This is a genomic window from Planococcus dechangensis (genome assembly GCF_042654465.1).
GTDB lineage: Bacteria > Bacillota > Bacilli > Bacillales_A > Planococcaceae > Planococcus > Planococcus dechangensis.
Genome location: NZ_JBHSGL010000005.1, coordinates 438,934 through 462,385, shown reverse-complemented (window position 1 = coordinate 462,385; position 23,452 = coordinate 438,934). Strand labels below are relative to the sequence as shown.

General features: G+C 48.4%; 25 protein-coding genes. 16 read left to right on the top strand and 9 right to left on the bottom strand.

Annotated features, from left to right (window positions below; translation table 11 throughout):
* Positions 1-101 precede the first annotated feature (101 nt).
* The 4 genes from ACFO5U_RS05520 (at position 102) to ACFO5U_RS05505 (ending at position 7,015) form a co-directional block, all read left to right on the top strand.
* A complete protein-coding gene (locus ACFO5U_RS05520; protein ID WP_377277409.1) occupies positions 102-1,595 on the top strand; it encodes a carboxypeptidase M32 in 1,494 nt (497 codons plus the stop codon).
* A 55-nt stretch (positions 1,596-1,650) separates the two neighbouring features.
* The gene (locus ACFO5U_RS05515) at positions 1,651-2,409 is read left to right on the top strand and encodes an SDR family NAD(P)-dependent oxidoreductase (RefSeq protein WP_377277408.1); all 759 of its coding nucleotides are present in this window, start codon (positions 1,651-1,653) and stop codon (positions 2,407-2,409) included.
* Between the two features lie 90 nt (positions 2,410-2,499).
* The gene (locus tag ACFO5U_RS05510; protein ID WP_377277406.1) at positions 2,500-6,081 is read left to right on the top strand and encodes a dynamin family protein; all 3,582 of its coding nucleotides are present in this window, start codon (positions 2,500-2,502) and stop codon (positions 6,079-6,081) included.
* Between the two features lies 1 nt (position 6,082).
* A complete protein-coding gene (locus ACFO5U_RS05505; RefSeq protein WP_377277405.1) occupies positions 6,083-7,015 on the top strand; it encodes a sulfurtransferase in 933 nt (310 codons plus the stop codon).
* A gap of 38 nt (positions 7,016-7,053) precedes the next feature.
* Here the strand turns inward: ACFO5U_RS05505 and ACFO5U_RS05500 are convergent, their stop codons facing one another.
* Positions 7,054-8,355, bottom strand: a complete 1,302-nt coding sequence (locus ACFO5U_RS05500) for a hemolysin family protein (RefSeq protein ID WP_377277403.1) — start codon at positions 8,353-8,355, stop codon at positions 7,054-7,056.
* Between the two features lie 178 nt (positions 8,356-8,533).
* Between ACFO5U_RS05500 and ACFO5U_RS05495 the strand changes: the two genes are divergently transcribed.
* The 4 genes from ACFO5U_RS05495 to ACFO5U_RS05480 all read left to right on the top strand — a co-directional run bounded on the left by ACFO5U_RS05495 (position 8,534) and on the right by ACFO5U_RS05480 (position 11,446).
* Entirely contained in the window at positions 8,534-10,114 is a 1,581-nt protein-coding gene (locus ACFO5U_RS05495) for an amidohydrolase (RefSeq protein ID WP_377277402.1), read from the top strand.
* A 2-nt stretch (positions 10,115-10,116) separates the two neighbouring features.
* Positions 10,117-10,839 carry an SDR family NAD(P)-dependent oxidoreductase gene (locus tag ACFO5U_RS05490; RefSeq protein WP_377277400.1) on the top strand — a complete coding sequence of 241 codons (723 nt, stop codon included), beginning with the start codon at positions 10,117-10,119 and terminating at the stop codon, positions 10,837-10,839.
* A 15-nt stretch (positions 10,840-10,854) separates the two neighbouring features.
* Positions 10,855-11,055, top strand: a complete 201-nt coding sequence (locus tag ACFO5U_RS05485; RefSeq protein ID WP_377277399.1) for a hypothetical protein — start codon at positions 10,855-10,857, stop codon at positions 11,053-11,055.
* Positions 11,056-11,188: 133 nt separating this feature from the next.
* A complete protein-coding gene (locus ACFO5U_RS05480) occupies positions 11,189-11,446 on the top strand; it encodes a hypothetical protein (RefSeq protein ID WP_377277397.1) in 258 nt (85 codons plus the stop codon).
* Between the two features lie 56 nt (positions 11,447-11,502).
* Here the strand turns inward: ACFO5U_RS05480 and ACFO5U_RS05475 are convergent, their stop codons facing one another.
* Positions 11,503-12,147 (bottom strand): SDR family oxidoreductase, encoded by a 645-nt coding sequence (locus ACFO5U_RS05475; protein WP_377277395.1) that lies wholly within the window; start codon positions 12,145-12,147, stop codon positions 11,503-11,505.
* Positions 12,148-12,320: 173 nt separating this feature from the next.
* Between ACFO5U_RS05475 and ACFO5U_RS05470 the strand changes: the two genes are divergently transcribed.
* The 3 genes from ACFO5U_RS05470 to ACFO5U_RS05460 are packed head-to-tail and all read left to right on the top strand — an operon-like array spanning position 12,321 to position 14,082.
* Positions 12,321-12,530 (top strand): hypothetical protein, encoded by a 210-nt coding sequence (locus ACFO5U_RS05470; RefSeq protein ID WP_377277394.1) that lies wholly within the window; start codon positions 12,321-12,323, stop codon positions 12,528-12,530.
* 12 nt (positions 12,531-12,542) lie between these two features.
* Entirely contained in the window at positions 12,543-13,556 is a 1,014-nt protein-coding gene (locus ACFO5U_RS05465) for a S66 family peptidase (protein WP_377277392.1), read from the top strand.
* Between the two features lie 13 nt (positions 13,557-13,569).
* On the top strand, positions 13,570-14,082 hold the full coding sequence (locus tag ACFO5U_RS05460) for a GNAT family N-acetyltransferase (protein WP_377277391.1): 513 nt from the start codon (positions 13,570-13,572) through the stop codon (positions 14,080-14,082).
* A gap of 430 nt (positions 14,083-14,512) precedes the next feature.
* Here the strand turns inward: ACFO5U_RS05460 and ACFO5U_RS05455 are convergent, their stop codons facing one another.
* The 5 genes from ACFO5U_RS05455 to ACFO5U_RS05435 all read right to left on the bottom strand — a co-directional run bounded on the left by ACFO5U_RS05455 (position 14,513) and on the right by ACFO5U_RS05435 (position 17,522).
* Positions 14,513-15,526, bottom strand: a complete 1,014-nt coding sequence (locus ACFO5U_RS05455) for a PQQ-dependent sugar dehydrogenase (RefSeq protein WP_377277389.1) — start codon at positions 15,524-15,526, stop codon at positions 14,513-14,515.
* A gap of 248 nt (positions 15,527-15,774) precedes the next feature.
* On the bottom strand, positions 15,775-16,101 hold the full coding sequence (locus ACFO5U_RS05450; RefSeq protein WP_377277387.1) for a hypothetical protein: 327 nt from the start codon (positions 16,099-16,101) through the stop codon (positions 15,775-15,777).
* Between the two features lie 18 nt (positions 16,102-16,119).
* Entirely contained in the window at positions 16,120-16,332 is a 213-nt protein-coding gene (locus ACFO5U_RS05445) for a hypothetical protein (RefSeq protein WP_377277385.1), read from the bottom strand.
* A gap of 105 nt (positions 16,333-16,437) precedes the next feature.
* Positions 16,438-16,827, bottom strand: a complete 390-nt coding sequence (locus tag ACFO5U_RS05440) for a ribonuclease HI family protein (protein ID WP_377277384.1) — start codon at positions 16,825-16,827, stop codon at positions 16,438-16,440.
* The gene (locus ACFO5U_RS05435) at positions 16,824-17,522 is read right to left on the bottom strand and encodes a queuosine precursor transporter (protein WP_377277382.1); all 699 of its coding nucleotides are present in this window, start codon (positions 17,520-17,522) and stop codon (positions 16,824-16,826) included. The genes ACFO5U_RS05440 and ACFO5U_RS05435 overlap by 4 nt, the downstream gene beginning before the upstream one ends.
* 143 nt (positions 17,523-17,665) lie before the next feature.
* Here ACFO5U_RS05435 and ACFO5U_RS05430 point away from each other — a divergent pair, with 143 nt between their 5' ends.
* Positions 17,666-17,860, top strand: a complete 195-nt coding sequence (locus ACFO5U_RS05430; RefSeq protein WP_377277381.1) for a zinc-finger domain-containing protein — start codon at positions 17,666-17,668, stop codon at positions 17,858-17,860.
* Positions 17,861-17,919: 59 nt separating this feature from the next.
* Here the strand turns inward: ACFO5U_RS05430 and ACFO5U_RS05425 are convergent, their stop codons facing one another.
* Positions 17,920-18,129: a cold-shock protein gene (locus tag ACFO5U_RS05425; RefSeq protein WP_377277379.1), complete on the bottom strand. Its 210-nt coding sequence runs from the start codon at positions 18,127-18,129 to the stop codon at positions 17,920-17,922.
* 164 nt (positions 18,130-18,293) lie between these two features.
* Here ACFO5U_RS05425 and ACFO5U_RS05420 point away from each other — a divergent pair, with 164 nt between their 5' ends.
* From ACFO5U_RS05420 to ACFO5U_RS05405, 4 genes are all read left to right on the top strand, one after another.
* Positions 18,294-18,929 carry an HD domain-containing protein gene (locus ACFO5U_RS05420; RefSeq protein ID WP_377277377.1) on the top strand — a complete coding sequence of 212 codons (636 nt, stop codon included), beginning with the start codon at positions 18,294-18,296 and terminating at the stop codon, positions 18,927-18,929.
* Positions 18,926-20,818: an ABC-F family ATP-binding cassette domain-containing protein gene (locus tag ACFO5U_RS05415; RefSeq protein ID WP_377277376.1), complete on the top strand. Its 1,893-nt coding sequence runs from the start codon at positions 18,926-18,928 to the stop codon at positions 20,816-20,818. The genes ACFO5U_RS05420 and ACFO5U_RS05415 overlap by 4 nt, the downstream gene beginning before the upstream one ends.
* A gap of 20 nt (positions 20,819-20,838) precedes the next feature.
* Positions 20,839-21,969 carry a conserved virulence factor C family protein gene (locus ACFO5U_RS05410; protein WP_377277374.1) on the top strand — a complete coding sequence of 377 codons (1,131 nt, stop codon included), beginning with the start codon at positions 20,839-20,841 and terminating at the stop codon, positions 21,967-21,969.
* A 386-nt stretch (positions 21,970-22,355) separates the two neighbouring features.
* Positions 22,356-22,658 carry a hypothetical protein gene (locus tag ACFO5U_RS05405; protein ID WP_377277372.1) on the top strand — a complete coding sequence of 101 codons (303 nt, stop codon included), beginning with the start codon at positions 22,356-22,358 and terminating at the stop codon, positions 22,656-22,658.
* Between the two features lie 70 nt (positions 22,659-22,728).
* Here ACFO5U_RS05405 and ACFO5U_RS05400 read toward each other — a convergent pair whose 3' ends face one another.
* Positions 22,729-23,427 carry a potassium channel family protein gene (locus ACFO5U_RS05400; protein WP_377277371.1) on the bottom strand — a complete coding sequence of 233 codons (699 nt, stop codon included), beginning with the start codon at positions 23,425-23,427 and terminating at the stop codon, positions 22,729-22,731.
* Between the last annotated feature and the right edge of the window lie 25 nt (positions 23,428-23,452).

The window sequence follows — 23,452 nt, the reverse complement described above, 5'->3', positions numbered from 1 at the left end:
TTCCCATACACTTAACGACGGTAAGCCAAACGCAAGGAAGAGGCAGAATTCGGCATCCTTATGATACAATAGACCGGAAAAGAAGGAGGAATATTGTGTCAATGGAACAGCAATTTAGAGAAATTCACCAGAAAATGACAAGTTATAATGAAGCCATTTCCCTTTTGTACTGGGATATGCGGACAGGTGCACCGAAAAAAGGAATGGACTTGCGTTCGGAGACGATCGGCACTTTGTCGTCAGAGCTATTCGCTTTGTCGACTTCCGAACAATACGGCGAGTTGATTGCAGGCTTGAAACTCCAAACGGGTTTGTCTGCTGCTATGCAGCGGTCCGTCGAAGAAGCTGATCGCCAGTATCAATTGAATGCAAAAATCCCGCCGGCAGAGTACCGGGAATTCGTCGTGTTGACGAGCAAAGCCGAATCAATCTGGGAGCAAGCGAAAGAACAAGCCGACTTTGCATTGTTCCAGCCGTATTTGGAACAGCTAGTGGAAACAACGCGGCGTTTTGTCGGCTATTGGGGCGTGAAAAATGGCAGTGTCTATAATACTTTGCTTGACCAATATGAGCCGGGCGTCACAACAGAGCAGCTCGACCAAGTATTTGGACAACTGAGAAAGCGCATCGTGCCGCTCGTCAAACAAATCAGCGAATCCGCCAATCAGCCAGAAACTGATTTCTTGTACGGGCATTTCCCGAAAACAGCGCAGCAGGATTTCAGCTTCGATGTGCTAAAAAAACTTGGCTATGATTTTGAAGCGGGGCGCCTGGACGAAACGGTCCATCCGTTTATGATCGCAATCAACCGTGGAGACGTGCGCGTCACCACCAAATATGATGAATCCGATTTCCGAACAGCGGTATTCGGTACCATCCACGAAGCGGGACATGCACTCTACGAACAGAACATCAGCAGCGAGCTTAGCGGCTTGCCGGTCGATGGCGGTTCATCGATGGGCATCCATGAATCCCAGTCGCTGTTTTTCGAAAACTTTGTCGGGCGCAACGATGCATTTTGGCAACACAATTACGACAACTTCCTATCATATGCACCTAGTCAATTCCAGCAAGTGCCGGTACTAGATTTTTTGCGTGCAATCAATGAAGCAAAACCGTCCCTTATCCGCATCGAAGCCGATGAATTGACGTATGCTTTGCATATCATGATCCGTTACGAACTGGAGAAGGGGCTGTTTGACGGCGATTATGAAGTGAAAGATTTGCCGCAGCTATGGAATGACAAATACGAAGAGTATTTGGGTGTCCGGCCTTCACACGACGGGGAAGGGGTATTGCAAGACGTCCACTGGGCAGGCGGCAGCTTCGGTTACTTCCCTTCCTATGCGCTTGGGCTATTGTATGCCGCCCAGTTCAAAAAAGCGATGCAACAAGACATCCCGAATTTCGATGAGCTATTGTCAAGCGGCCAAGTTGCTCCGATTACCGCATGGCTGACCGATAAAGTCCACCGCCACGGAGCCGTGAAAAAACCGCTTGAAATTCTAGAGGAAGCGACTGGCGAAACATTGAATGGCGACCACTTGGCGGATTACTTGGAAGCGAAATACAAGAAACTATACCAATTGGTTTAAGTAATTCGAATTATGCATAGTTGTGAATAATAAATGACTAAAGGGGGACCTTGATTTGTTGGCATCATTTCGTTTAGAAGGAAAAACGGCGATCGTCACCGGCGCCGGCAAGGGCATCGGCCGTGCAATTGCGCTTGCACTCGGGGAAGCAGGGGCGAATGTCTTGCTTGTTGCGAGAACACAGGACGATCTGGAACAGGTGAAAAAAGAAATGGCAAGCGATCGCACCTCTTTTGCAGTCGCGGATGTGACAGTGCGCGAAGATATCCAATCGGCTGTCCGGCAGGCTATCGATAGGTTTGGGGGCGTTGATATACTTGTCAATAATGCGGGTATGAATATCCGTTCGAAATTAGACGACGCCACCGATGCCGAATGGCAAAAAATTATGGATACTAACGCGCAAAGCGTATTTATGTTTTCCCAGGAAGCGGCCCGTCACATGAAAAAAGGCGCATCGATCATCAATGTTAGCTCGGTCGGCGGAGAGCGAGCGCTGAAAACAGGCGTTATCTATGCGGCCTCGAAAGCGGCCATCATCCAAATGACAAAAGTCATGGCGATGGAATGGGGCGAGCGGGGCATCCGCGTCAACGCGGTCGGCCCGTGGTATTTCCGCACACCGCTCACCGAAGGCATTTTATCGGATCAAGCATACTTGGATTCGATTTTGGCGGTGACACCGCTGAAGCGTGTCGGTGAGTTGCCGGAAGTGGCATCCCCGGTCGTGTTCCTGGCATCCGATGCGGCAGGTTATATTACCGGCCAAACATTATTCATCGACGGCGGCATGTCGATCCACGGATTCTCTTGAGAAAACATCCTTCCAGCCATGGAAGGATGTTTTTCGTTCTGCATAAAAGATGATATGATGAATAGAAGTAACGGTAAAGGGGATATACATATGACAGCGACAGACCATAAGCAGGAATTAATCGAAACAGCGCATCTTTACCGGATTTTTCAAGGCAATGAAGATAATGAGCGTGCAGAGAAAGCGAAACTATTCGCCCGGAAAATATTGAAAGACCAATTCATCATCGGTTTTGCAGGGCATTTTTCCTCCGGCAAATCGTCGATGATCAATGCGTTAACCGGGGAGACTTTGCTGCCGTCGAGCCCAATTCCGACCAGTGCGAACATCGTCAACGTCCATAAGGCGGAAAAAGATTATGCCATCGTCAACCGCCGTGGAGACCGGCCGGTATATTTCCCGGAAAACTACGATTTTCAGGCAGTCAAGGATTTCTGCAAAAGCGGGGATGTTACCCAAATTGACATCGGCCACGAGACTTCGGTCTTGCCAGAAGGCATTACCGTTATGGATACGCCGGGAGTCGATTCCACAGACGACGCCCACCGTGTGTCGACAGAATCGGCTTTGCATGTAGCCGACATGGTGTTTTACGTCATGGACTATAACCATGTCCAGTCCGAACTGAATTTCAATTTCACACGTGAACTTCAGAAATACACAGAGCTGTATTTGATCGTCAACCAAATAGATAAACATCAGGAAAGCGAAATGACGTTCGAGGCATTCCAGCAATCCGTTGCCGATAGTTTTGCAGCATGGGGAGTGGAACCGAAAAGAATCTTTTTCACCTCGTTGAAAGACCATAACTTTCCAGGCAATGAATTTCCGCAAGTGAAACAATTGGTGTCATCAGTCATGGATAATTGGCAAGGGCATATCGGCGAAGCATCCGCTTCTGCATTGCGCCAATTGAAAGACGAACATATCCGCTTTTTGGAAGATGAAAAAGCGGAACGTCTTGAAGCGTTTTCCAAGGTCCTTACAGAAGAAGAGTGGGATGCAAGAGAAGATTTGAAAAAAGATCATGAGCTGATCAAACGGCGCAGCTCTGTCCAGGATTACGCCGATTGGAAACTTAATTTCGAGAAAAAGCGCAAAGAGCTGTTGGAAAATGCCAATATCATTCCTTACGAAGTGCGTGATGCACTGACTTCCTATTTGGAATCCCGCCAGCCGAACTTTAAAGTCGGTTTGATGTTCAGTGGCAAGAAAACGGAAGAACAGCGCCAAGTGCGCAAACAGGATTTGCAGGACAAGCTGTCGAAAACGATCGATTCACAAATGACCGGGCATTTAAAGAAATTGATGAAAACCTCATTGCGGGAAGCCGGTTTATTGACCGATACCGAATCGCTTGCCATTGATCAGATGGATTTCACGTTGCCGTTCTCGATCGTCGAGGAAACGGTACCGGCAACGACGGCCATGACCGCAGATACGGTATTGAATGTCAGCAACAGTGTCACTGCGCAAGTGCAGCGTTGGCTGATTCAACAGACCGATCCGTGGAAAGTAGGACAGCAAGAAGGCTTTGAAGGTTTGCCGGACGACGCGAGTGTGGAAATTGATATGAAATCTGAAACACTTGAACAAAAAGTGCTGGCGATCCGAACGCTTGAAGAAATGGACTTGGCGATCGATAAAGTGAAGAAATCATTTACGGCCATCTTGCCGAAGCAACAGCAAGCAGCCGAACAGCAAGTGACCGGCTGGCAGGACCTGTTTCACATATCCACGGACGACATGACCGAATTTACACCAGCTATGCTTGAGACAGCGGTGGAACAACAGCAAGAAGAAGAGCGGGATTTGCCGAAAGACGAACTCGCATCTTTTGATGAACATGCCGTGCTCCAGCGCGTCCAGCATACGGCTCAGATTTTGGAACCGGTCCGTGGATTTTCAGAAACTGTCGAATATTTGCGGCGCAAAGCACAACGATTGGAAGGACAGGAATTCACGATTGCGCTGTTCGGCGCATTCAGTGCCGGGAAATCATCGTTTTCCAATGCCTTGATGGGCGAATCGGTGCTCCCGGTATCCCCAAACCCAACTACTGCAACCATCAACCGCATCCGGCCGGTAACAGCAGAGCATCCGCATGAAACGGCAGATGTGCGATTGAAAACCGCGGCGGCGATGACAGAAGACGTCAAAAATTCATTTTCTGTATTCGGCTTCATGGTTGAAACACTCGAGGAAGCGTATGACAAAACGGCTGTATTGCCTGATGACGCGACAACAGAACAGCAGATCCACAAATCATTCCTAATGGCGTTCAAGGGCGGCTATCCATCATTTTCTGCACAGCTTGGCGAGACAGTGCGCGTTGACCGTGAGGAATTCAGCCTTTTCGTCGCTAAAGAAGAGCGCAGTTGCTTTGTGGAAGAAATCGACTTTTATTTTGACTGCGAATTGACTAGAAGCGGCGTGACGCTGGTCGATACGCCGGGAGCGGATTCGATCAATGCACGCCATACGAACGTTGCGTTCGAATATATCCGCAACGCAGACGCGGTGCTGTTCATCACCTATTACAATCATGCTTTTGCGCGCGCAGACCGCGAATTCCTAATTCAGCTCGGGCGGGTTAAAGATGCATTTGAAATGGACAAGATGTTCTTTGTCGTCAACGCTATCGATCTCGCAAATAATGAACAAGAAAAACAAGATGTCATCGAATACGTCGGCAATGAATTGCAGCGATTCGGCATCCGTTTTCCAAGGCTGTTCGGTGTATCGAGCCTGCTCGCACTGAAAGATCGGGAAGTTTCTGGAATGCCGGAATTTGAAGAGAACTTCCAGCATTTCCTGAAAGAAGAGCTAAAGGGCATGGCGGTGCAGTCGTTGTCCGAAGAAGAGCAAAAAGCGGTGGACCGCTTCCGCAATTTGATCTATTCGACAGAAAAGAATATGGAGCGCAAAGATGAACGGCTAGTGGAACTGCAGCAATTAGAGCAGAAAGTCCGCAAGCGCTATAGTGAAACGATGGCGCCGGTGCTCGAACGTGAAGCGTCGCAGGAACTCGGTGAATTGCTCTATTATGTGAAACAGCGTGTATTTTACCGCTTTAACGACTTTTTCAAAGAAGCGTTCAATCCATCATTGTTTTCACGTGAATCTTCCAAACAAGCTTTGGATACGGCATTGCGCGATTTACGCGACATGACCGCATTTGATTTCGGCCAGGAGCTGAGGGTGACGAATTTGCGTTTAGCACGCTTTATCGAAAAGAAATTGACGGAGCGCTTTAAAGGCGATGCGGCCCAATTGAAGGAATGGAACGCTGAGTTTTCGTTCCTGCCGTATGAAGTCGAAGAAAGCGAACCGATCGAAGTCGGGGAACCGTTTGGTGGAGCGGATTATTCATCGGCAAAGTCCTATTACAAAAACAATAAGAGCTTTTTCGAGAAGAATGAAAAGGAATCGATGCGCAATGCCTTACAAGCGATGATGGAACCGGATGCTTCGGTGTATTTGGAAAAAGCGAAAGCTTCTCTCGAAGACTGGGCGGTTTTCTGGATTGAACAAGAAGCTGAAGGGCTCCGACAGCACTTGCTGCGCCAAGCGATGGAGCAAATTGAATCCGAGCGCAGCTTGCTTCAACAAAGCGAGATTTTGGCCCAATGGAAACAATTGCATGAAAAACTGACGGAAAGCAGGGGATAGCATGTCTGTATTTATTGAAACGATCGACACGCAAAAATATCGTTGGATCGACGCGCGTTTTGATTTGAAAGATGCCGATTGGGGAAGCCAAGCTTTTTCGAAAGAGCATGTCAAAGGAGCTGTCCATTGGGATTTAGAGCAGCACTTGTCTGACATGCGGTCGACAGAGGGCCGTCATCCGATGCCTTCCAAGGAGCAGTTGACAGAGCTGTTTCAACAGGCGGGCCTGGAACTGGACGATGCAATTATCGTTTACGACCAAGGAGCTTCGCCTTATGCGGCACGGGCCTGGTGGCTGCTGCGTTATGCCGGCTTTGAACATGCGTCTATCAGCCGTGTCGGCTTCGATGCCTTAAAGCAACAAGGCATCGCTTTATCATCGACGCCGGAAGCTTATCCGCGCACGGAAATAAAGCCGAAGTTTGACGACGGGCTGCTTGCGACGCGGCAAGACGTCAAACAAATCGTCGACGGGACGGACTTGGGCGTATTGATCGATGCCCGGTCGGCAGAACGTTATGCTGGGACGAACGAGCCGATCGATGCAGTGGCCGGCCGTATTCCCGGTGCCCGCAACTACGATTGGGCACAGCTTGTGAGCGCAGGCAGTTTCCGCAAAGATAGCAGTTTCAGCACATTGCTCGACACGAAGGAACCGGCCGTTGTTTATTGCGGAAGCGGTGTGACAGCGGCGGCGCTTTATGCTGCACTGGCGGATAAGCAGTACGATAACATAAAACTATATGTCGGCAGCTATTCCGACTGGATTGGCGACGAAGACAGTGTTGTTGAAATTGACCGCGAAGAGCATCCGGAAGCGGCGGATGACCGGACAAAAGCGGTGTTGGCCAAATTGATCGAAGAAGGCTATAGCGGAGAAATGCTGATGAAGAAATTCGAGTTTGAAAAATCGCTATTGGGCGAGAAAAAATAATAACAAAAGGGCATTGCTGACGAAGCAATGCCCTTTTGTTATGTGTGGGTGATCCTATTCAGCTGCACGGTGATGATTTGGTGGTTTTCCATTTCCTTGACGATAAACCGAAAGTCGGGCAAGTCGATGGTGCCGCCTTCGCCGATATCGGTATCCATCATCTGAACCCAGCCGCCGATCGTATCGATGTCTTCACTTTCCGCAAAGCTTATCGGGAAGCGCGCTTCGAGTTCCGACAGCAACACACGGCCATTGACCAGGAAGTTATGATGATCCAAACGCTTGATATCATCGGATTCATCATGGTCGAATTCGTCACGGATTTCACCGACGATTTCTTCAAGAATATCTTCCATCGTAATGACGCCGGCAGTACCGCCATATTCGTCGACCACAATCGCCATATGGACATGCTCAAGCTGCATGCGCAACAGCACATCCTGTATCGGCGCCTGGTCGTGCAGGAACGGCAAGTCGTGGATCGTCAAGCTTTTCGCCAAGTCGCGCGTCATCGTATAGCTCGTCAGCAGTTCCTTGATGTTGACGAAGCCGATAATGTCATCTTTATCGCCGTTTTCTGTCACGGGATAGCGTGTATATTGATGTTCTTCAATAATTTCCATCAATTCAGCATGATCCATTTTAAGGGAAATGGTGATCATTTGCGTACGTGGCAGCATAATATCTTTTGCCTGCCGTTCGTCGAATGAAAAGATGTTCTGCATATAGGCCAGTTCGTTCTGGTTGATTTCGCCGCCTTGATAGCTTTCGTGCATCAAAAGTTTCAAATCTTCTTCGGAATGGCCGTATTCAGGCTGGGTGGAACGAACTCCGAACAGCCGTAGTATCGCTCGTGCACAAACATTCATCAGCCATAGCACAGGCGCGAATATGCGTCCTGACAAGTACAGCAGTGGAGCTAAACGGAACGCCGCACGTTCTGCGTATTGTGCGGCAAGCGCTTTTGGCGCCAGTTCGCCGATAATGGCACGGATCAGGAAGACCAGTACAAAAATGACGAGGTAAGCGATAAGGGGCGATAATTCCTGTCCGAAATTGCCGGTAATCGCTTGTACTGCCGGCAACTCAGCGAGTCGCTTAGACAGCCAGCCAAGGCCGATTGCCGTGACTGCAATGCCGAAGCGTGCAACAGATAAATAATAATCCAGGTTGTTGCTGATCTTTCCGAGCCACTTCGCATTTTGTTGACCTTCTGATAAGGCTTGTTCAATGCGTGACAGACGGACACGGATGATCGAGAATTCCGCTCCGACAAAAAAAGCGGTCAAAAATAAAAGAATGCTTGCTAATGAAACATATAGATAAAATATACTGTCCAATTCGTCCCCCATATCCGGGAGCTCACCTCAGCTTTCTAAAGTTGTGCATAGTATATCATAAATGCCCGCCGATGTATGTGTGGCGCAAATGAGAAAAATTAGACAGTTTGCAGCCAAACTTATTGAATGCGCTGCGGAATAAATTTATGATGAACAAAGAGAAAAGGAGTGGAAGTAAATGAAAGTGCTTTGGTATGGTGGACAGATTTACACGATGGCTGCAGAAGGCGAGACGGTGGAAGCGGTTCTTGTCTGTGATGATCGCATAGAAAAAACAGGTACAGTGGCAGAGCTGATGGCACTTTGTGACAAATCAATCGATTTGCAAGGGCGTACGATGTATCCGGGCTTTGTCGACAGCCACCTGCATATGATCCAGCATGGAGAGAAACTGATGCGCAGCGATTTGTCGAAAATTCTCAGTTCCGAAGAAATGAAACAACAGTTGATTGTTTCCACTGAAGGTTTGCAAAAGGATGACTGGTTTATCGGGGAAGGCTGGAATGAAAACAATTTCGCGGACCGCAAAATTTTCCACCGCAATGAGTTGGACGCGATTAGTTTGTCGCCGATGATGTTGAAGCGTGTGTGCCGCCATGCCATTTTGGCGAATTCTCGGGCGCTTGAGCTTGCCGGCATCACAAAAGACACAAAAGATCCGGAAGGCGGGCTTATTGTGCGTGATTCGGATGGCGAGCCGACCGGATATTTACTTGATGCTGCACAAGAACTTGTGGCCAATGTCGTGCCGGAAGTCTCTGTTGACTATTTGACAAAAGCGCTCCAAACTTCAGTCGATGATTTGCTCGCACTTGGGCTGACGGGTGGACATACGGAAGACATGGGATATTACGGCCATTATTCAAGGCCGCTGCAAGCATTTCATCATGTGCTCGGTGGCAAGACCAAATTCCGTGCCCATCTGCTGCGTGCGCATGCAGCATTTGAAGAAATGATGGAACATGCAGAGTATATGGAGCCGTTTATCGATCCAGGCCCGATGAAGTTATTCGCAGACGGCTCGATCGGGGGCAGAACGGCCTTACTCAGCCGTCCATACACCGATGATCCATCAACGAGCGGCGTAGCGATTCATTCCGATGACGAATTGAAACGCCTTGTATCGGTAGCGCGAAAACATGGAGAGGCAGTTGCCATTCATGTCATCGGCGATTTTGCACTGGAAAAGGCGCTCGACGCCATTGAAGCCCATCCGACACCTGAAGGCAAAAGAGACCGCCTCATTCACGTGATGGTGCTAAGAGAAGACTTGCTCGAGCGCTTGAAGCGGCTGGATGTAGCACTCGATCTGCAACCGAGCTTTGTCACTTCTGATTTCCCGTGGGTGGTCGAACGGCTCGGTGAAGACCGATTGGCGTTGTCTTATGCATGGAAAACGCTGCTCGATGCAGGCATCATTTGTGCAGGAGGCTCGGATGCGCCAATCGAGGATGTGGATCCGCGCCTTGGAATTTTTGCCGCAGTCGCGCGTCGCAATCCCGATGAATCACATGAAGGCTATTTGCCGGAACAAAAGCTCAGCCGATTTGAAGCAATACGTCTCTATACATTCGGCTGCGCTGAAGCGATCTGCATGGAACACAGACGCGGATTGATCCGTGACGGTTTTGACGCTGATTTCACCATTTTCGACCGTGATTTATTTGAAGGGCCGGAAGAGCAATTGCTCGAAGCCGAGGTCGCCATGACGGTCGTTGCCGGCGAAGTCATGTACGAGAAAAACGGCGTGGAGGTATGAATATGGAAGCATATGTGATTACAGGTGCATCTAAAGGGATCGGGCTGGCATTGAGCCAGCAATTAGCAGCAGATGGCCATCAAGTTATCGGCATCGCACGCTCTAAGCCTGCGGATTGGAACGGCCATGGATTCATGACTCAAAATTTGACCGATATCGACCGGATTTCTGGCATGATGGCAAGCGCTATCAATGAAATTCCACAAGAGGTTACGTGCATCACCTTGGTTAACAATGCTGGAACTATCGAACCGATCGGTTTAGCAGCATCTGCACAGCCGGAACAACTTGCAGCAAGCATCAGCTTGAATTTGGTTGCCCCGATGGCACTATCGGCCGCGTTTTTGCGCGAAACCGAAGCAACAAGCGCAAAACGCCGCATCGTCAATATTTCCTCTGGTGCCGGCAGAAAGCACGTGGCCGGCTGGAGCGCATATTGCACAGGGAAAGCCGGGCTCGACCATTATACAGCGTGCGTAGATGCTGAATATCCGGACCTTAAAGCTGTATCAGTTGCACCGGGCATTATCGACACCGAGATGCAGCAAACGATCCGCAATAGCGGTGAAGCGGATTTTCCACAACTTGAACATTTCAAGGACTATAAGCGCAGCGGCAAACTGAGCAGTCCCGATGAAACGGCTGCCGGGTTGATTGGGTTGATGCGGCGCCCTGATTTTGAAACGCTTCCCGTAGTTCTCGATTTGCGTGAACTGCCAAAATGAAAAGGGAGGATTTTCATGATGACAGATCAACAGATGGTTATTAAATTACAGCAAGCTTTTGACTCGGGCGTGGACCTTTCGAGCCCGAAAGCGTTCGTCACCTATTTGCTCGGGCGCGGTGAAAAAGACGCGGTTTTGTGGTTTTACAAACCGAATAGCGTCGAGTTCGATTTTGACCGGTACAAGAAACTTGTTGCCCAATTAATTGGTCAGTGAGCCAGCAATTAAGCTGGCAAAATATTGCCGAGTGGTCCGAATAACTATGCTATAGTAGCTATAGCATAGTGTTTATCCAATTCAGATGCTAATTGAGTGGCAGACCAATTTTATTGCAAAGGGATGAAAATGAATGGATTTCTTGTTAATCGCGGCAATTATTGCAGCGGCGGTCTTTGTCGGAATCGCTTCGAAGAAATACTACGACAAGCCATATATCGTCAATTTCGGAATCGCAGTCATGATGCTGTTATTGGTCGTTCAATCGATGTTGATGCAGCCCATCACAACGCTCGGTTATTTGGCGATTGGAATCTGTTCGATCGCTTTCGTATTCCAGGCAATCATCGGCTACCGCAATTGGAAAAGCCAGACGGCCACCAAAGCATAATGAAAAAGCAGGCGAAGGATTTTTCCTTCGCCTGCTTTTTTGGTTCTAAAGTGCAACTAAATATTGTGCAAGGCTTGTGTGATTTCTTCATCTCCTGATGTTAACTCGAACACTTTATCGGCGAGCTCTGGAGTGTCAAGGCAAGCAACTATCACTGCCGCGACGTCTTGACGCGGAATGCTGCCCGCCTCGAGCTTGCCGGCAGCAGCAACCTTGCCTGTTGCCGGTTCATCAGTCAGCAAGCCGGGACGGATGATGGTATAGGAAAGGCTGCTCGCTTGAAGGATGCGATCTGCGTGGTATTTCGCGATATAATAAGGCGTCATTTCTTTTGTCCATAGCGAGCGGTCATCTGCATGAATGGCGCTGACCATAACAAAATGATTGACCCCGGCGAGTTCGGCGGCTTCCACCGCTTTTGCTGCACCGTCCAAATCGACGGTCAAGGTTTTATCCGCGCCGGTAGAAGCACCGCTGCCTGCTGTAAAAACGACCGCGTCGCATCCCTTCATTGCCTGCTGAAGCTCTGCCACGGATCCTTCTAAGCTTGCTATAACCGTTTCAGCCTGCAGTTTATCGAACAAGGGCTGCTGTTCCGGTTTGCGAATCAAGGCTTTTGGATGATGATTCGGATGTTCTGACAGTAAGCGGACAAGATGTTGGCCGATTTTTCCATTTGCACCGATGACTAAGGTTTTCATAACATCAATCTCCTTTTTCAATAAGCTATGTCCGTTATATACCCTAATCAGATGGAAATAGCCGAAACTCGAAAATGATGCAAAAAATCTAGCATGTATTCTTGTCTCGGTTTTTAGTATAATTATAAAATGTAAAATAATTTAAAAATGTTAAATTATAGGGGTGCTTATAAATGAGCAAAAATACAGAGAAAAATAATATTTCCTATCGAGAACGACAAATATTGGAGACGCCGCCCGATTTTTCCCAGTTTAGAGGCAAGCGACTCGACAAACAGCCGAATTTATTGGTCGATGGACTCGTCCATGTGCTGTTGACAGGTATCGGAGCAGCTTTACTGATGGCCATCGTCTATGTATTATTCAATTACATCAACTGGTAAGGAGGGCATAACATGATCCGCTATCCAAATCGTCCGTTACAGACAATCGGCGTCACTGCACCTTCTTCAGGTGTGCCTGCAGAACATCACGAGCTGCTGAAAGCCGCCATTTCCCGTCTCGAACAACAAGGGCTATCGGTCCAAACGACTGCCAACGCGTGGACGCAACAAGGAGCCAGGTCATCTTCTGCAATAGACCGCGCACAGCAGTTGGCTGCTATGTGGCAAGACCCGGCAATCGATGCAATCATTCCGCCTTGGGGCGGGGAGCTGCTGCTGGAAATTTTAGAGCATATGGATTTCCGGCAAGCTCCGGCGAAATGGATTCTCGGCTATTCAGATTTGAGCCTCCTGGCTTTAGCGATGACATTAAATACCGGCATCGCCACAGCGCACGGAACGAATATTATCGATTTGCGAGGCAGCGAAACCGATCCGACGACAGCTCGCTGGCGGGACGTCCTCGAATCGACAGAAGGAGAGTTCATTGAGCAAGTATCGTCGGATTTCTATCAGAAAAGTTGGGATCACGCCAATCCTTCACCGCTCGTCTTTCATTTGGAGGAGCCGACAGTCTGGAAGACGGTTTCCGGACGCAGTGAAACAATCGAGGGGAGGCTGCTCGGCGGCTGCATCGACGTAATCCGCCATTTGATTGGCACTCCTTTCGGAGATGTGGCAAAATTCCGCAGAGCGTATATTCCACAAGAACCAGTAGTGTGGTATTTGGAAAACTGTGAAATGTCCGTTACCGATTTGAAACGCAGTTTGCTGCAAATGAAATATGCAGACTGGTTCGACAATTGTGCAGGCATTGTCTTCGGCAGAAGCGCCGCTAATGAGCCGGTTCAGGGCTATACAGCTCAACAAGTTTACAAAGAATTGGCAGAACAGCTGGATACACCGGTTATTTACGATGCGGATATCGGGCATCAGCCGCCCCAACTGATTTTTGTCAACGGGGCATTTGCCACTATATCAGTGCAAGACGGAAAAGGGCATATCAAACAGGAATTACGCGGATGAAAGGACGAACTGAATGGAATATCGGCAACTGACGAAAGAGGATGCGGTTCAATATAGAGAGCTCCGGTTGATTGCATTGCAGACGGATGCGGATGCATTTTCAACGAGTTTTTATGAAGCGAATGAACGGCCGCTGAGCGCAACGATTGAAAATCTTGAAAATCCTTACGCCATAAGCTTCGGTGCGTTTTCCGGCGAAAGCCTTATCAGCACAATGACGCTTATCCAGTTGCAAGGGAAAAAAACACAGCATCGCGCAGAACTGGTCGCCGTCTATACGGCTGAAAAAGCGAGGGGAACAGGGGCGGCGTCCGGTTTGTTCGATTATCTGCTGGCATACATACGTAGCGAAGGTATGCTTGAGCAGCTCGAACTGGCTGTCAATGCGGCCAATCAGCGAGCCATCCGTTTTTATGAGCGCTGCGGGTTTCAACGAATCGGCACGACGCCAAATGCACAAAAAACAGAGGGCCGCTCTATCGACGAATTGTTGATGCTGATGCCGTTACAAACTGAAAAACAATAAAAAGAGCGAAAAAACCAAAGTTTCCGCTCTTTTTAGGCTGTCGAGAAGCTTCGAAAAACGTGTTTTCCGAAGCTTACTGCTCGCTTTCCGTGGGCTCGCGTCCAAGCCTCCTCGGTTTGCTCTACTTTCGCTCCGCTCAAGCATCGCAAATGAATGTGTTCAGCGTTGCTTCACGCATTCATTCCCTGCGGGGTCTCGGCCGTCTCGCTATTCCACAGGAAAGATAAAGTCGAACTATGTGAGACATTATCTTTGCGAAGTAATGCGTAGCATTATTGAGCAGAAGGTTTTACGAGCAGACACTTCTCCAAACACTTAGACATTTCACTGATATTCTAATCCAGTGAAAAGTATCTGATTCTCAGAATGGTAGAGGATTATTCACTTATTCAACAAGCTGAAAAGAGCGGAGACCAAAGTCTCCACTCTTTTATTGCTCGTTTAAAATATACAGCTTGTCGTCGCCATCGGAAGGCGTGCCGCGGCCGTCTGTGTTGTTGGTGATGAAATACAAATTGTCGCCGTCCGAATGCACGTCGCGGATGCGGCCATATCCTTCGATGGAATCGATGATTTCGGCCGTTTCAGGGTCGAGCACTTCAATGGCGGTGCCGCGCAACGCCGCGATATAAAGCGAGCCGTTGTGGAAATCAATGCCGCTCGGCGCCCATGTATGATCGGCGCCGCTCGTGGCGAACGGGGCTTCCATGCCTTCAGCCGTTTCTTCCCCTTCAATGTCCGGCCAGCCGTAATTGGCATCTTGTTCAATGATATTGATTTCGTCATTGGCGGATTGGCCATGTTCCGAAGCATACATCACGCCATCCAACCAGGCGATTCCTTGCGGGTTGCGGTGTCCGCGTGAATAGATTTCGAATTCACCGAATTCATTAAGCCGCAGGATTTTGCCGTTGACCGAAGCGGGGTCTTGAGCGAGTTCCGGATCTGATGCATCGCCAACCGTGGCATAAAGAATGCCGTTGTCATCGATCTCCAAGCGGCCGCCGTGATGGACATTGCCAGTCGGAATGCCGGCGAGCAGCACATCGGTTTCGGACCAGCTGCCGTCTTCTAGGCGGAAGCTGGCAATTTTATTATAGGAATTGCCATTTTCTTCGTATACGTAATAACCATAGGCTTCCTGCGATTCACTGAAGTCCGGCTTCAAGACAAATCCGAGGAATCCGGCTTCCGATGCAGAAGACAGCGGAGAAGCGAAATTAACTGCTTGCCGTTCCACATTGCCTTGTGGGTCAATAAAAGCGACAGTCCCAGGACGTTCCGAGACATAAAAAACATCGTCGTGTTTGTTGATGGACCAAGGGGCATCAAGGTCAGTGGCGATTGCATCCGCTGGTGCAGTCGCTTCATCGGGATTTGCAGGAGAATTGCTGCAGCCGGTGAGGGCGATCGCAAGAATTCCGGGAAATAGCCATTTTTTCAACTTGAAAACCTCCTTTTTATTCATCATAATCGAAGCAGGAAGCGTTGGGAAATGAAATAAAGCAAGGAGGGCAAGAAATGCCATTGTTAAAAGAAGTGAAAGAAGAACAAGAAATTCGCCGCAAGCGCAACCTGATCCGCATCATCACTTGGATCAGCATCGCAGTCGTGTTATTCATATTATGGTATGTACTATAAGTTTAATATGCGCTAAAAAAGTGCGAAGCCGGTTTTAGGCTTCGCACTTTTTTAGGTTTTATCCGCTTGCTCAGGTTTTGCAATCACTAATTCGACAATTACAAACACGGTAGCCAATACGACCATCAAGTTGACAAGGCCGGCATCCAAATACTTGTCACGGAAAATCATCACCACGGCCAAGCCATAAAACACTGCCTGCGTCACTTTTGCCGCAGGTGGAATAGCGTTTTTCGGATAGCGCAGCCTTCCGAGCTGGAACATCAAAAACGCCAGCAGCAAAATCAAGTAATACGGCCACGACAACTCATCACTGATTCCATTATTGACCGCTGCATAAACGGCCAATGGGACAAAGTAAAACATCAGCGTTTTCACCATAAATCCTCATTTCTGCTATTTTTTTCGTTGCTGATCGGTTTGCTTCGCTTTGACGATATGATAAAGATTATAAATCGCGAAAGCGAGTGCAATGCCGATAATGATGATCGACAAGAGTGGATAAAGCGATATCCCATCACGCGAAATGTCTGCGATGCGCGAGTAGATGATGATCGGTCCGATCAATAGAATGAAAATATCGAGTGCAGTTCCTAGTTTCGATCTCATACATAGCCTCCAGTAAATCAGGATGTCTCCATCATAGCAGAATCGACCGCTGTCTGGCATGCCAAAAAGTAAAAAGCAGCCATTCACAATGAATGGCTGCTTTATTTATTTATGTTCATTCAGTTTTTGGTTGGCCAGTGCATGCGCTGCTTTGTTTTGCGAATCGGGAATCCATTTAATGAAGCAATAGTCAAAACCGTCGGCAATGGCTAGTGCTTCATCTAGAAGTTTCCGGAACACTGGATTTTTCACGAATCGTTTTTCGAACGCATCGACAACCAATTTCGAATCACATTTGATCGCTACCATCCCGGTCGCGAGCGGCTGTGCAAGTTCCAGCCCTTTCAACAGGGCAGTGAATTCCGCTTGGTGGTTGTCCATCTCCCCGACATATTCACTCCATTTGATGGAATGTCCTTCACCGCGCAAAAATACGCCGACTGCACTGACGTTCGCACGTCCCGCAGTCGAGGCATCGACGAATAGTTCGATCATGAAGCGGACTCCTCCTTCTCTTCGAATGGACGGATTTTCTTCGCCATATAGCCGAATGGCGTACCCATTACCGATACGATGAACTTCAATACATAGGTCGAAATGAAGATTTGGATCCAAACGTCAAATGGAAAAACGCCGTAAAAAGCGATGGATGTAAAGATCAAGGTATCGAGCAATTGACTGAGCAAGGTAGACCCATTGTTGCGGATCCAGAACTGGCTGTCTTTCGGGAATACGCGCCTTAATGCAGAGAACACGATGACATCGATATGCTGTGCGAGCAGATAAGCAATGAGGCTGGCGATGGCAATCTGCGGCACCAAGCCGAAAATCGTCTCCAGCGAGCCTTGTGCAAAATCACTATCCGCCGGCAGGAATTGCAAGCCGAATTGCATGGTCAACACCATGATCAGCAGCGACGAAAAACCGAGCCAAACCGCTTTTTTCGCTTCTTTTTTGCCGTATTTTTCATTTAAAATATCGGTAGCGAGAAATGTGGAAGCATACAAACTGTTTCCGAGTGTTGCCGTCAAGCCGATGATTTCAATCGTTTTCGTCACTTGGATATTCGCCAGGATGGTCGCGACTGCGACCCACGCGAACAAACCGGTCTTGCCGAAGGTTTTATACATAACGAGCAATAATACAAAATTGAATAGGGCAAAGCCGAGCCCCCATAATTCATTGAACAAACGAGTTCCTCCTTAGTTTTGGTAGAGCGGGAAGTTTCGAACCGCTTCAGGACCAAAATGTCCCAAGCCAGTATACCGATTGTTGCAGAAAAAAACAAATTCATAGTAGAATAATAGAATGACATTTTGCGGAGGGACTCATTATGAAGAAAGTATCCATCATCAATGAAATAGATGACATGCTCAGCACCTATTGTGAAGGGTGCTTTGTCAAAGCCCAACTCCGCAAGGACGAAGGGAAAACGGCGGCGCACCGCTTTTGCATCAGTGAATGCACGGTCGGCACCCAGCTGCAGTTTTTAGGCCAGGAATTGAATAAGATGGGCTCTAAGGGATGAATTAGATAATTTACGCAAAAATAAAAAGCAGAAACGGCATGTTCCGTTCCTGCTTTTTTCTATTCACTATCAATAAGGAGGACGTTAGCAGCTTGCGGGCCGCGATTGCCGTCGATGATCTCGAACGACACGGGTTTGCCTTCTTGCAACGTGCGGAACCCATCACCTTGGATACCGGTAAAATGGACGAAAACGTCATCACCGTTGTCACATTCGATAAAGCCATAGCCTTTTTCTGAATTGAACCATTTCACAACACCATGGTGCATGGACCTTCCCCCTATATATTCAGATTGTCAAAACCAGCCTATGAGGCAATGGATGGCTTAACTATACATGATGGTGCATATTAGGTCAATAAGGCGAAGGGCCGCCGTAGATGCGTTTTTCGCGTTATACTGGTTACGGAAGTTTAGATTGAAGGAGCGATTGGATGAACTGCGCAATTATAACTGAATGCCGAACAAAAGTTAAAAAGATATACGAGACTTTCGATGCCAGCCATGACTGGCAGCATATCGAACGGGTCATGCACAATGCCTGGCACATTGCACAAAAAGAAGGCGGCGATCTGCTATTGATCGAACTGGCGGTTTTGCTGCACGATGTGTCCGACCCGAAATATAAGCATGACGATGAAGATTGGGAAAATGAGATTTTGCAACAGCTCGAGCTGACGGATATGGAGCGCGACAAGGTTCGCTCCGTCATCAAAACGGTATCCTTTAAAGGTGGAACGAACGATGAGCCTGATTCGATTGAAGGGAAAATCGTCCGTGATGCCGACCGCCTCGATGCAATTGGCGCCATCGGCATTGCGCGTGCATTCGCCTATGGCGGGGCTAAAGGCCGGAAATTGTATGAGCCGAACGAAACAGCACGAAGAAAAATGTCTGAAAGCGAATACCGGACAGCCACGACGAGCACCGTCACACATTTTTACGAGAAACTTTTATTGCTTAAAGAGCTGATGATCACGGATAGCGGAAAGCAAATGGCTGAAGAGCGCCACCGATTTATGCTATCCTTTCTAGAGCAACTACAAAACGAAACGGATGGGAAAAAATGAGCCACTTACATGTAAAGAACTTAACCAAATCAGTGGGGGTCAAAACCCTCTTTACCAATATCGAATTTTCATTGTATCCAGGAGAACGCGCCGGCTTGATCGGCGTCAACGGAACCGGCAAGTCGACCTTGATGTCGATTCTTGCAGGGGACATGGAAGCGGATTCCATGGAGATGGACCATCCGAAAAAATACCGCATCACGTATTTGATGCAGGAGCCTGAATTTGATGAATCGCTGACCGTCCTTGAAACGGTGTTTTCCGGTGATTCACCGCTGCTGGCATTGAACCGTTCATATGAAAAAGCGCTGCTTAATATGATGGCTGACTCCAGTTCAGAGCAATTGCAGGAAGAGTTGATGAAAATCCAGGAAGGCATGGAGCAGGAAAATGCTTGGGATATCAATGCTTTAGCCAAGACTGCTTTGACCAAGCTCGGCATCGATATGTACGACCAGCAGATCAGTGAATTGTCAGGTGGCCAGCGCAAGCGGGTAGCCCTCGCCAAAGCGTTGATCGAACCGGCAGATTTGATTTTGTTGGACGAGCCGACCAACCATCTCGATGCGAGCTCTACCGAATGGCTCCAGGAAACGCTGCTGCGCATGAATAGCGCGATGCTGTTCGTCACGCATGACCGCTATTTCCTGGATGCCGTCTCGACTCATATTTTCGAATTGGCAGATCAAACGATGTATACGCATAAAGGCAATTACGGCGATTACCTCGAAGCGAAAGCCATTCGCGAAGAAGTGGCGGACGCATCCAGACAGAAAATGCATAACCGATTCCGCTCGGAACTGAAATGGATTCGCCGCGGCGCAAAAGCCCGCAGCACGAAACAAAAAGCGCGCATTCAACGCTTTGACCAATTATCGGAAGACCTGGAATCGACATCCGACAACACGAGCCTCGAGCTGAAGATGCAAAGCCAGCGCCTCGGTAAGAAAATCATCGAAGGGGAAAACTTGTCAGTCGCTTATGGCGACCAGCAAATCTTCCATTCGTTTGACTTTTTGCTGCAAGGCGGCGACCGCATCGGCATCGTCGGCCCGAACGGAGCGGGTAAATCCACATTGATGAAATTGATCGCCGGCGATATCGAAGCCACATCCGGCACTTTGGATTACGGCAGCACCGTCAAAATCGCCCACTTCACGCAGCGCTTGCCGGAAATGGATGAATCCCAGCGCATGATCGAGTATATCCAGGAAGTATCGAGCGATTTTGAAGCGGAAAAAGGCGTACGCCTGTCCGCGACGCAAATGCTCGAACGCTTTTTGTTCCCGTCCAACGCACACGGCACATTGATAGGCAAATTGTCCGGCGGCGAACGCAAACGCTTGTACTTGCTCAAACTATTGATGGAAAAACCGAACATGCTGTTGCTCGATGAGCCGACGAACGATTTGGATATCCAAACACTGTCAGTACTTGAAGACTTTTTGGAGAATTTCCCGGGCGTTGTGTTGACCATTTCCCACGACCGCTTTTTCCTCGACCGGATCGCCAAAAAGCTGTGGACGCTCGGCAGCGGCACCGTCGATGAATACCAAGGGTTGTATACCGACTGGCTGAAAGAAAAAAAGCCAGTAGTTGAGCCGCAAGCTGTAACTGTGGCAAATGAAGCGCCAGCGGCACAACAAGCGCCAGCTGCAGTGAGCAAAAAAAAGAAAATGACTTTCCTGGAGCAAAAAGAATACGAAGGCATTCTGGAGAAAATATCACAAGTGGAAGAAAAGATTGAAGAGACCGAAGCTTCTATGTCTGGCGCCGGATCTGATTTCGATAAATTACAAGAATTGACCGACCAAATTGATGCGTACACAGCCGAGTACGATGAATTGATCGAACGGTGGAGCTATCTGCAGGAACTGGCAGAATCGTAAATTTCACAGGAGGGATTATCTTGAAAATAGTAGCTATTGAACCGACACCAAGCCCGAATACGATGAAAGTGATCATCGACCAGGAATTGCCATTTGGCAAGAGCCATAATTACAAAAAAGACCAGACGGAAGGCGCACCCAAAGAAGTGCAGCAAATCCTCGAAATCGACGGCGTCAAAGGCGTTTACCATGTGGCGGATTTCCTCGCAGTCGAACGCAATGCGAAATCCGATTGGGAAGGCATTCTTGCGGACGTGCGCAAAGTCTTCGGCGAAGGCAATGGCTCCGAGGAAGAGCTCGAAATCGATGAGCACTTTGGGGAGATCTATGTCCATGTCCAGGAATTCAAAGGCATTCCACTCCAAGTCAAAGTGTTCGATTCGCAATCGGAAGAGCGTTTTGCGATGCCGGAGCGATTTGTCAATGCGATGAACCGTGTGATGGACCCGACCGACGAAAACTTCATTTTCCAGCGCAAATGGGCGGATTATGGCGTCCGCTACGGTGAAAAAGCGGAAATCGGCAAAAGCATCGTCGAGGAAATCGAAGCGGCCTATCCGAACGAACGCCTTGAATCTTTGACGAGCAAAACCGAATCGAATGAACCGGCCGGCACAGTTAAGAAGCGCAGAGTGTCTATGGAAGAGTTCAATGCACCCGACTGGGAGACGCGCTTTCAATTGCTCGGCCAATTGGTTGAAGCGGATATTGAGGATTTGCCGCTCCTCGGCAAGGCGTTAGAAGACGACAAGATGTCGATCCGCCGTCAAGCGGCCATCTACCTCGGCGACATCGACGACGAAAGGATCGTGCCTTTTGCAGAACAAGCGATGAAAGACAAATCGTGGGCGGTGCGCCGCACAGCAGGCGACACCATCAGCGACCTTGGCTTCGTGGCGTTCGAGCCGATCATGATCGAGACCTTGAAAGACAAGAACAAGCTCGTGCGCTGGCGTGCCGCGATGTTCTTGTATGAAACAGGGACGGAACAAGCGCTTCCTGCACTTAAGAAAGCGGAAAATGACCCTGAGTTCGAAGTGAAGCTTCAGATCAAGATGGCGATCGCCCGCATCGAACAAGGCGAAGAAGCGCGCGGCTCGGTATGGAAGCAAATGACCGAAGCCCGCCAGACGATGAAAGACAATAAGTGATTTAGACTCTCAAGAAATTTATAAGCGTGTTTTTCGAAGCTTACCGCACGACTCCGTGGGCTCGCGTCCAAGCCTCCTCAGTCGCTCTGAAAACCTTGTGCTCCCACATCTGCGTGGCAGATGCGTCGCAAATGAATGCGCTCAGCTAAACTTCGCTCATTCATTCCTTGCGGGGTCTCGGCCGTCTCACTATTCCACAGGAGTCGAGCGGACGCTTCTACAAACACTAAAATATTTCATTGATTGTTTTTGTTAAGACATTCTGTATTCTATAAATTCTTGAATGTGTCAGCGTTGTATCAATACACTAAGCGTGAAAGAAATGTTTCCCGCCTGTCTCCTTGAGGTAAAGAGCAATACGACGCTTTACTTGGAGGAGAGAAATCATGGGTGAAAAACAAGTGTATTCAATAGAAGTCCTATGCCGTGGCAAATACGAATCGTGGGAATTCGACCAGGAAGACGAGCGGGACAAGTTTTATGAAGCGGTAAAAAAACAGTTTGCCGGCCACGCATTCGAACAAGAGCCGACGGAAGTGGAAGACACCGATATCCTTCAACTGAGTGCCAATTCCATGCACATCAGTGACAATGGCGAAGTCGACCAGAAAATGCGCTATGACTGGTTTCATTACGACAGCTTTGGCGACATGATGTCGTTCATCAATGCGCAGGTTAAATCGCATTAAAACAGATTCATGAAAAAAAGGCAGCGGCTTGTGAAGTTCACTAGCTGCTGCCTTTTTATTATGGAAATGATCATTCGAGTTTCTTTTTCAGATACGATTGGATGAGCTGGTGGTCTTCGGCTGTCAGTTTGTCGATTTTCTTGATCGAATTGACGATGTTCAGAATGTGGTCGTCTTCAGATGGCTGTCTACGGGAAGCGAAAAAAGCCGAGATGGCGCTGGTAAACGTACCGATGATGCCAATGCCGACAAACATCAAGATGACTGCAAAAAATCGTCCGAGGGCAGTCTCTGGATAAATATCGCCATAACCGACAGTCGTGATGGTGACGATAGCCCACCAAATGGCATCGTTGTAGTTGATGATTTGGGGTTCGATCATGATCATCGGAATCGGCATGAGAAAAATTAAAACAGCCGCAAACACTAAGAGCCTCTCTAAACCATTCGTTTTCAAAAGGGTGTACACAGGCTTTAAAAAACGCGGGAAAATGCCCACTAGTTTAAGCATGCGGAAGAACATGAAAAAGCGAGCCACTTGGAAAATAGCATCGAGCGGGATGATAGCAATCAATTCCAAAGGGTGGGATTTGATGAAATGCCATCTATGGTTCGCTCTAACAAGACGGACAAAATAATCAACAAAGAAAATCCCCCATATGATCCAATGGACGAATGTAAAGCGTTCATTGGATGTTAATGCAGTAATCACAGAAACAATCACCAGTAAAAACAGAACAGTTTCATATATGAAAATGCGTATGTTCATGTCATCACCCCAACTCCATTAGTTT

Excerpts from the sequence above, each read along its gene's own strand:
- ACFO5U_RS05520 (WP_377277409.1), top strand. The coding sequence starts at position 102 with ATGGAACAGCAATTTAGAGAAATTCACCAGAAAATGACAAGTTATAAT.
- ACFO5U_RS05510 (WP_377277406.1), top strand. The coding sequence starts at position 2,500 with ATGACAGCGACAGACCATAAGCAGGAATTAATCGAAACAGCGCATCTT.
- ACFO5U_RS05505 (WP_377277405.1), top strand. The coding sequence starts at position 6,083 with ATGTCTGTATTTATTGAAACGATCGACACGCAAAAATATCGTTGGATC.
- ACFO5U_RS05495 (WP_377277402.1), top strand. The coding sequence starts at position 8,534 with ATGAAAGTGCTTTGGTATGGTGGACAGATTTACACGATGGCTGCAGAA.
- ACFO5U_RS05490 (WP_377277400.1), top strand. The coding sequence starts at position 10,117 with ATGGAAGCATATGTGATTACAGGTGCATCTAAAGGGATCGGGCTGGCA.
- ACFO5U_RS05485 (WP_377277399.1), top strand. The coding sequence starts at position 10,855 with ATGATGACAGATCAACAGATGGTTATTAAATTACAGCAAGCTTTTGAC.
- ACFO5U_RS05480 (WP_377277397.1), top strand. The coding sequence starts at position 11,189 with ATGGATTTCTTGTTAATCGCGGCAATTATTGCAGCGGCGGTCTTTGTC.
- ACFO5U_RS05475 (WP_377277395.1), bottom strand. The coding sequence starts at position 12,147 with ATGAAAACCTTAGTCATCGGTGCAAATGGAAAAATCGGCCAACATCTT.
- ACFO5U_RS05470 (WP_377277394.1), top strand. The coding sequence starts at position 12,321 with ATGAGCAAAAATACAGAGAAAAATAATATTTCCTATCGAGAACGACAA.
- ACFO5U_RS05465 (WP_377277392.1), top strand. The coding sequence starts at position 12,543 with ATGATCCGCTATCCAAATCGTCCGTTACAGACAATCGGCGTCACTGCA.
- ACFO5U_RS05460 (WP_377277391.1), top strand. The coding sequence starts at position 13,570 with ATGGAATATCGGCAACTGACGAAAGAGGATGCGGTTCAATATAGAGAG.
- ACFO5U_RS05445 (WP_377277385.1), bottom strand. The coding sequence starts at position 16,332 with ATGAGATCGAAACTAGGAACTGCACTCGATATTTTCATTCTATTGATC.
- ACFO5U_RS05440 (WP_377277384.1), bottom strand. The coding sequence starts at position 16,827 with ATGATCGAACTATTCGTCGATGCCTCGACTGCGGGACGTGCGAACGTC.
- ACFO5U_RS05430 (WP_377277381.1), top strand. The coding sequence starts at position 17,666 with ATGAAGAAAGTATCCATCATCAATGAAATAGATGACATGCTCAGCACC.
- ACFO5U_RS05425 (WP_377277379.1), bottom strand. The coding sequence starts at position 18,129 with ATGCACCATGGTGTTGTGAAATGGTTCAATTCAGAAAAAGGCTATGGC.
- ACFO5U_RS05420 (WP_377277377.1), top strand. The coding sequence starts at position 18,294 with ATGAACTGCGCAATTATAACTGAATGCCGAACAAAAGTTAAAAAGATA.
- ACFO5U_RS05415 (WP_377277376.1), top strand. The coding sequence starts at position 18,926 with ATGAGCCACTTACATGTAAAGAACTTAACCAAATCAGTGGGGGTCAAA.
- ACFO5U_RS05405 (WP_377277372.1), top strand. The coding sequence starts at position 22,356 with ATGGGTGAAAAACAAGTGTATTCAATAGAAGTCCTATGCCGTGGCAAA.
- ACFO5U_RS05400 (WP_377277371.1), bottom strand. The coding sequence starts at position 23,427 with ATGAACATACGCATTTTCATATATGAAACTGTTCTGTTTTTACTGGTG.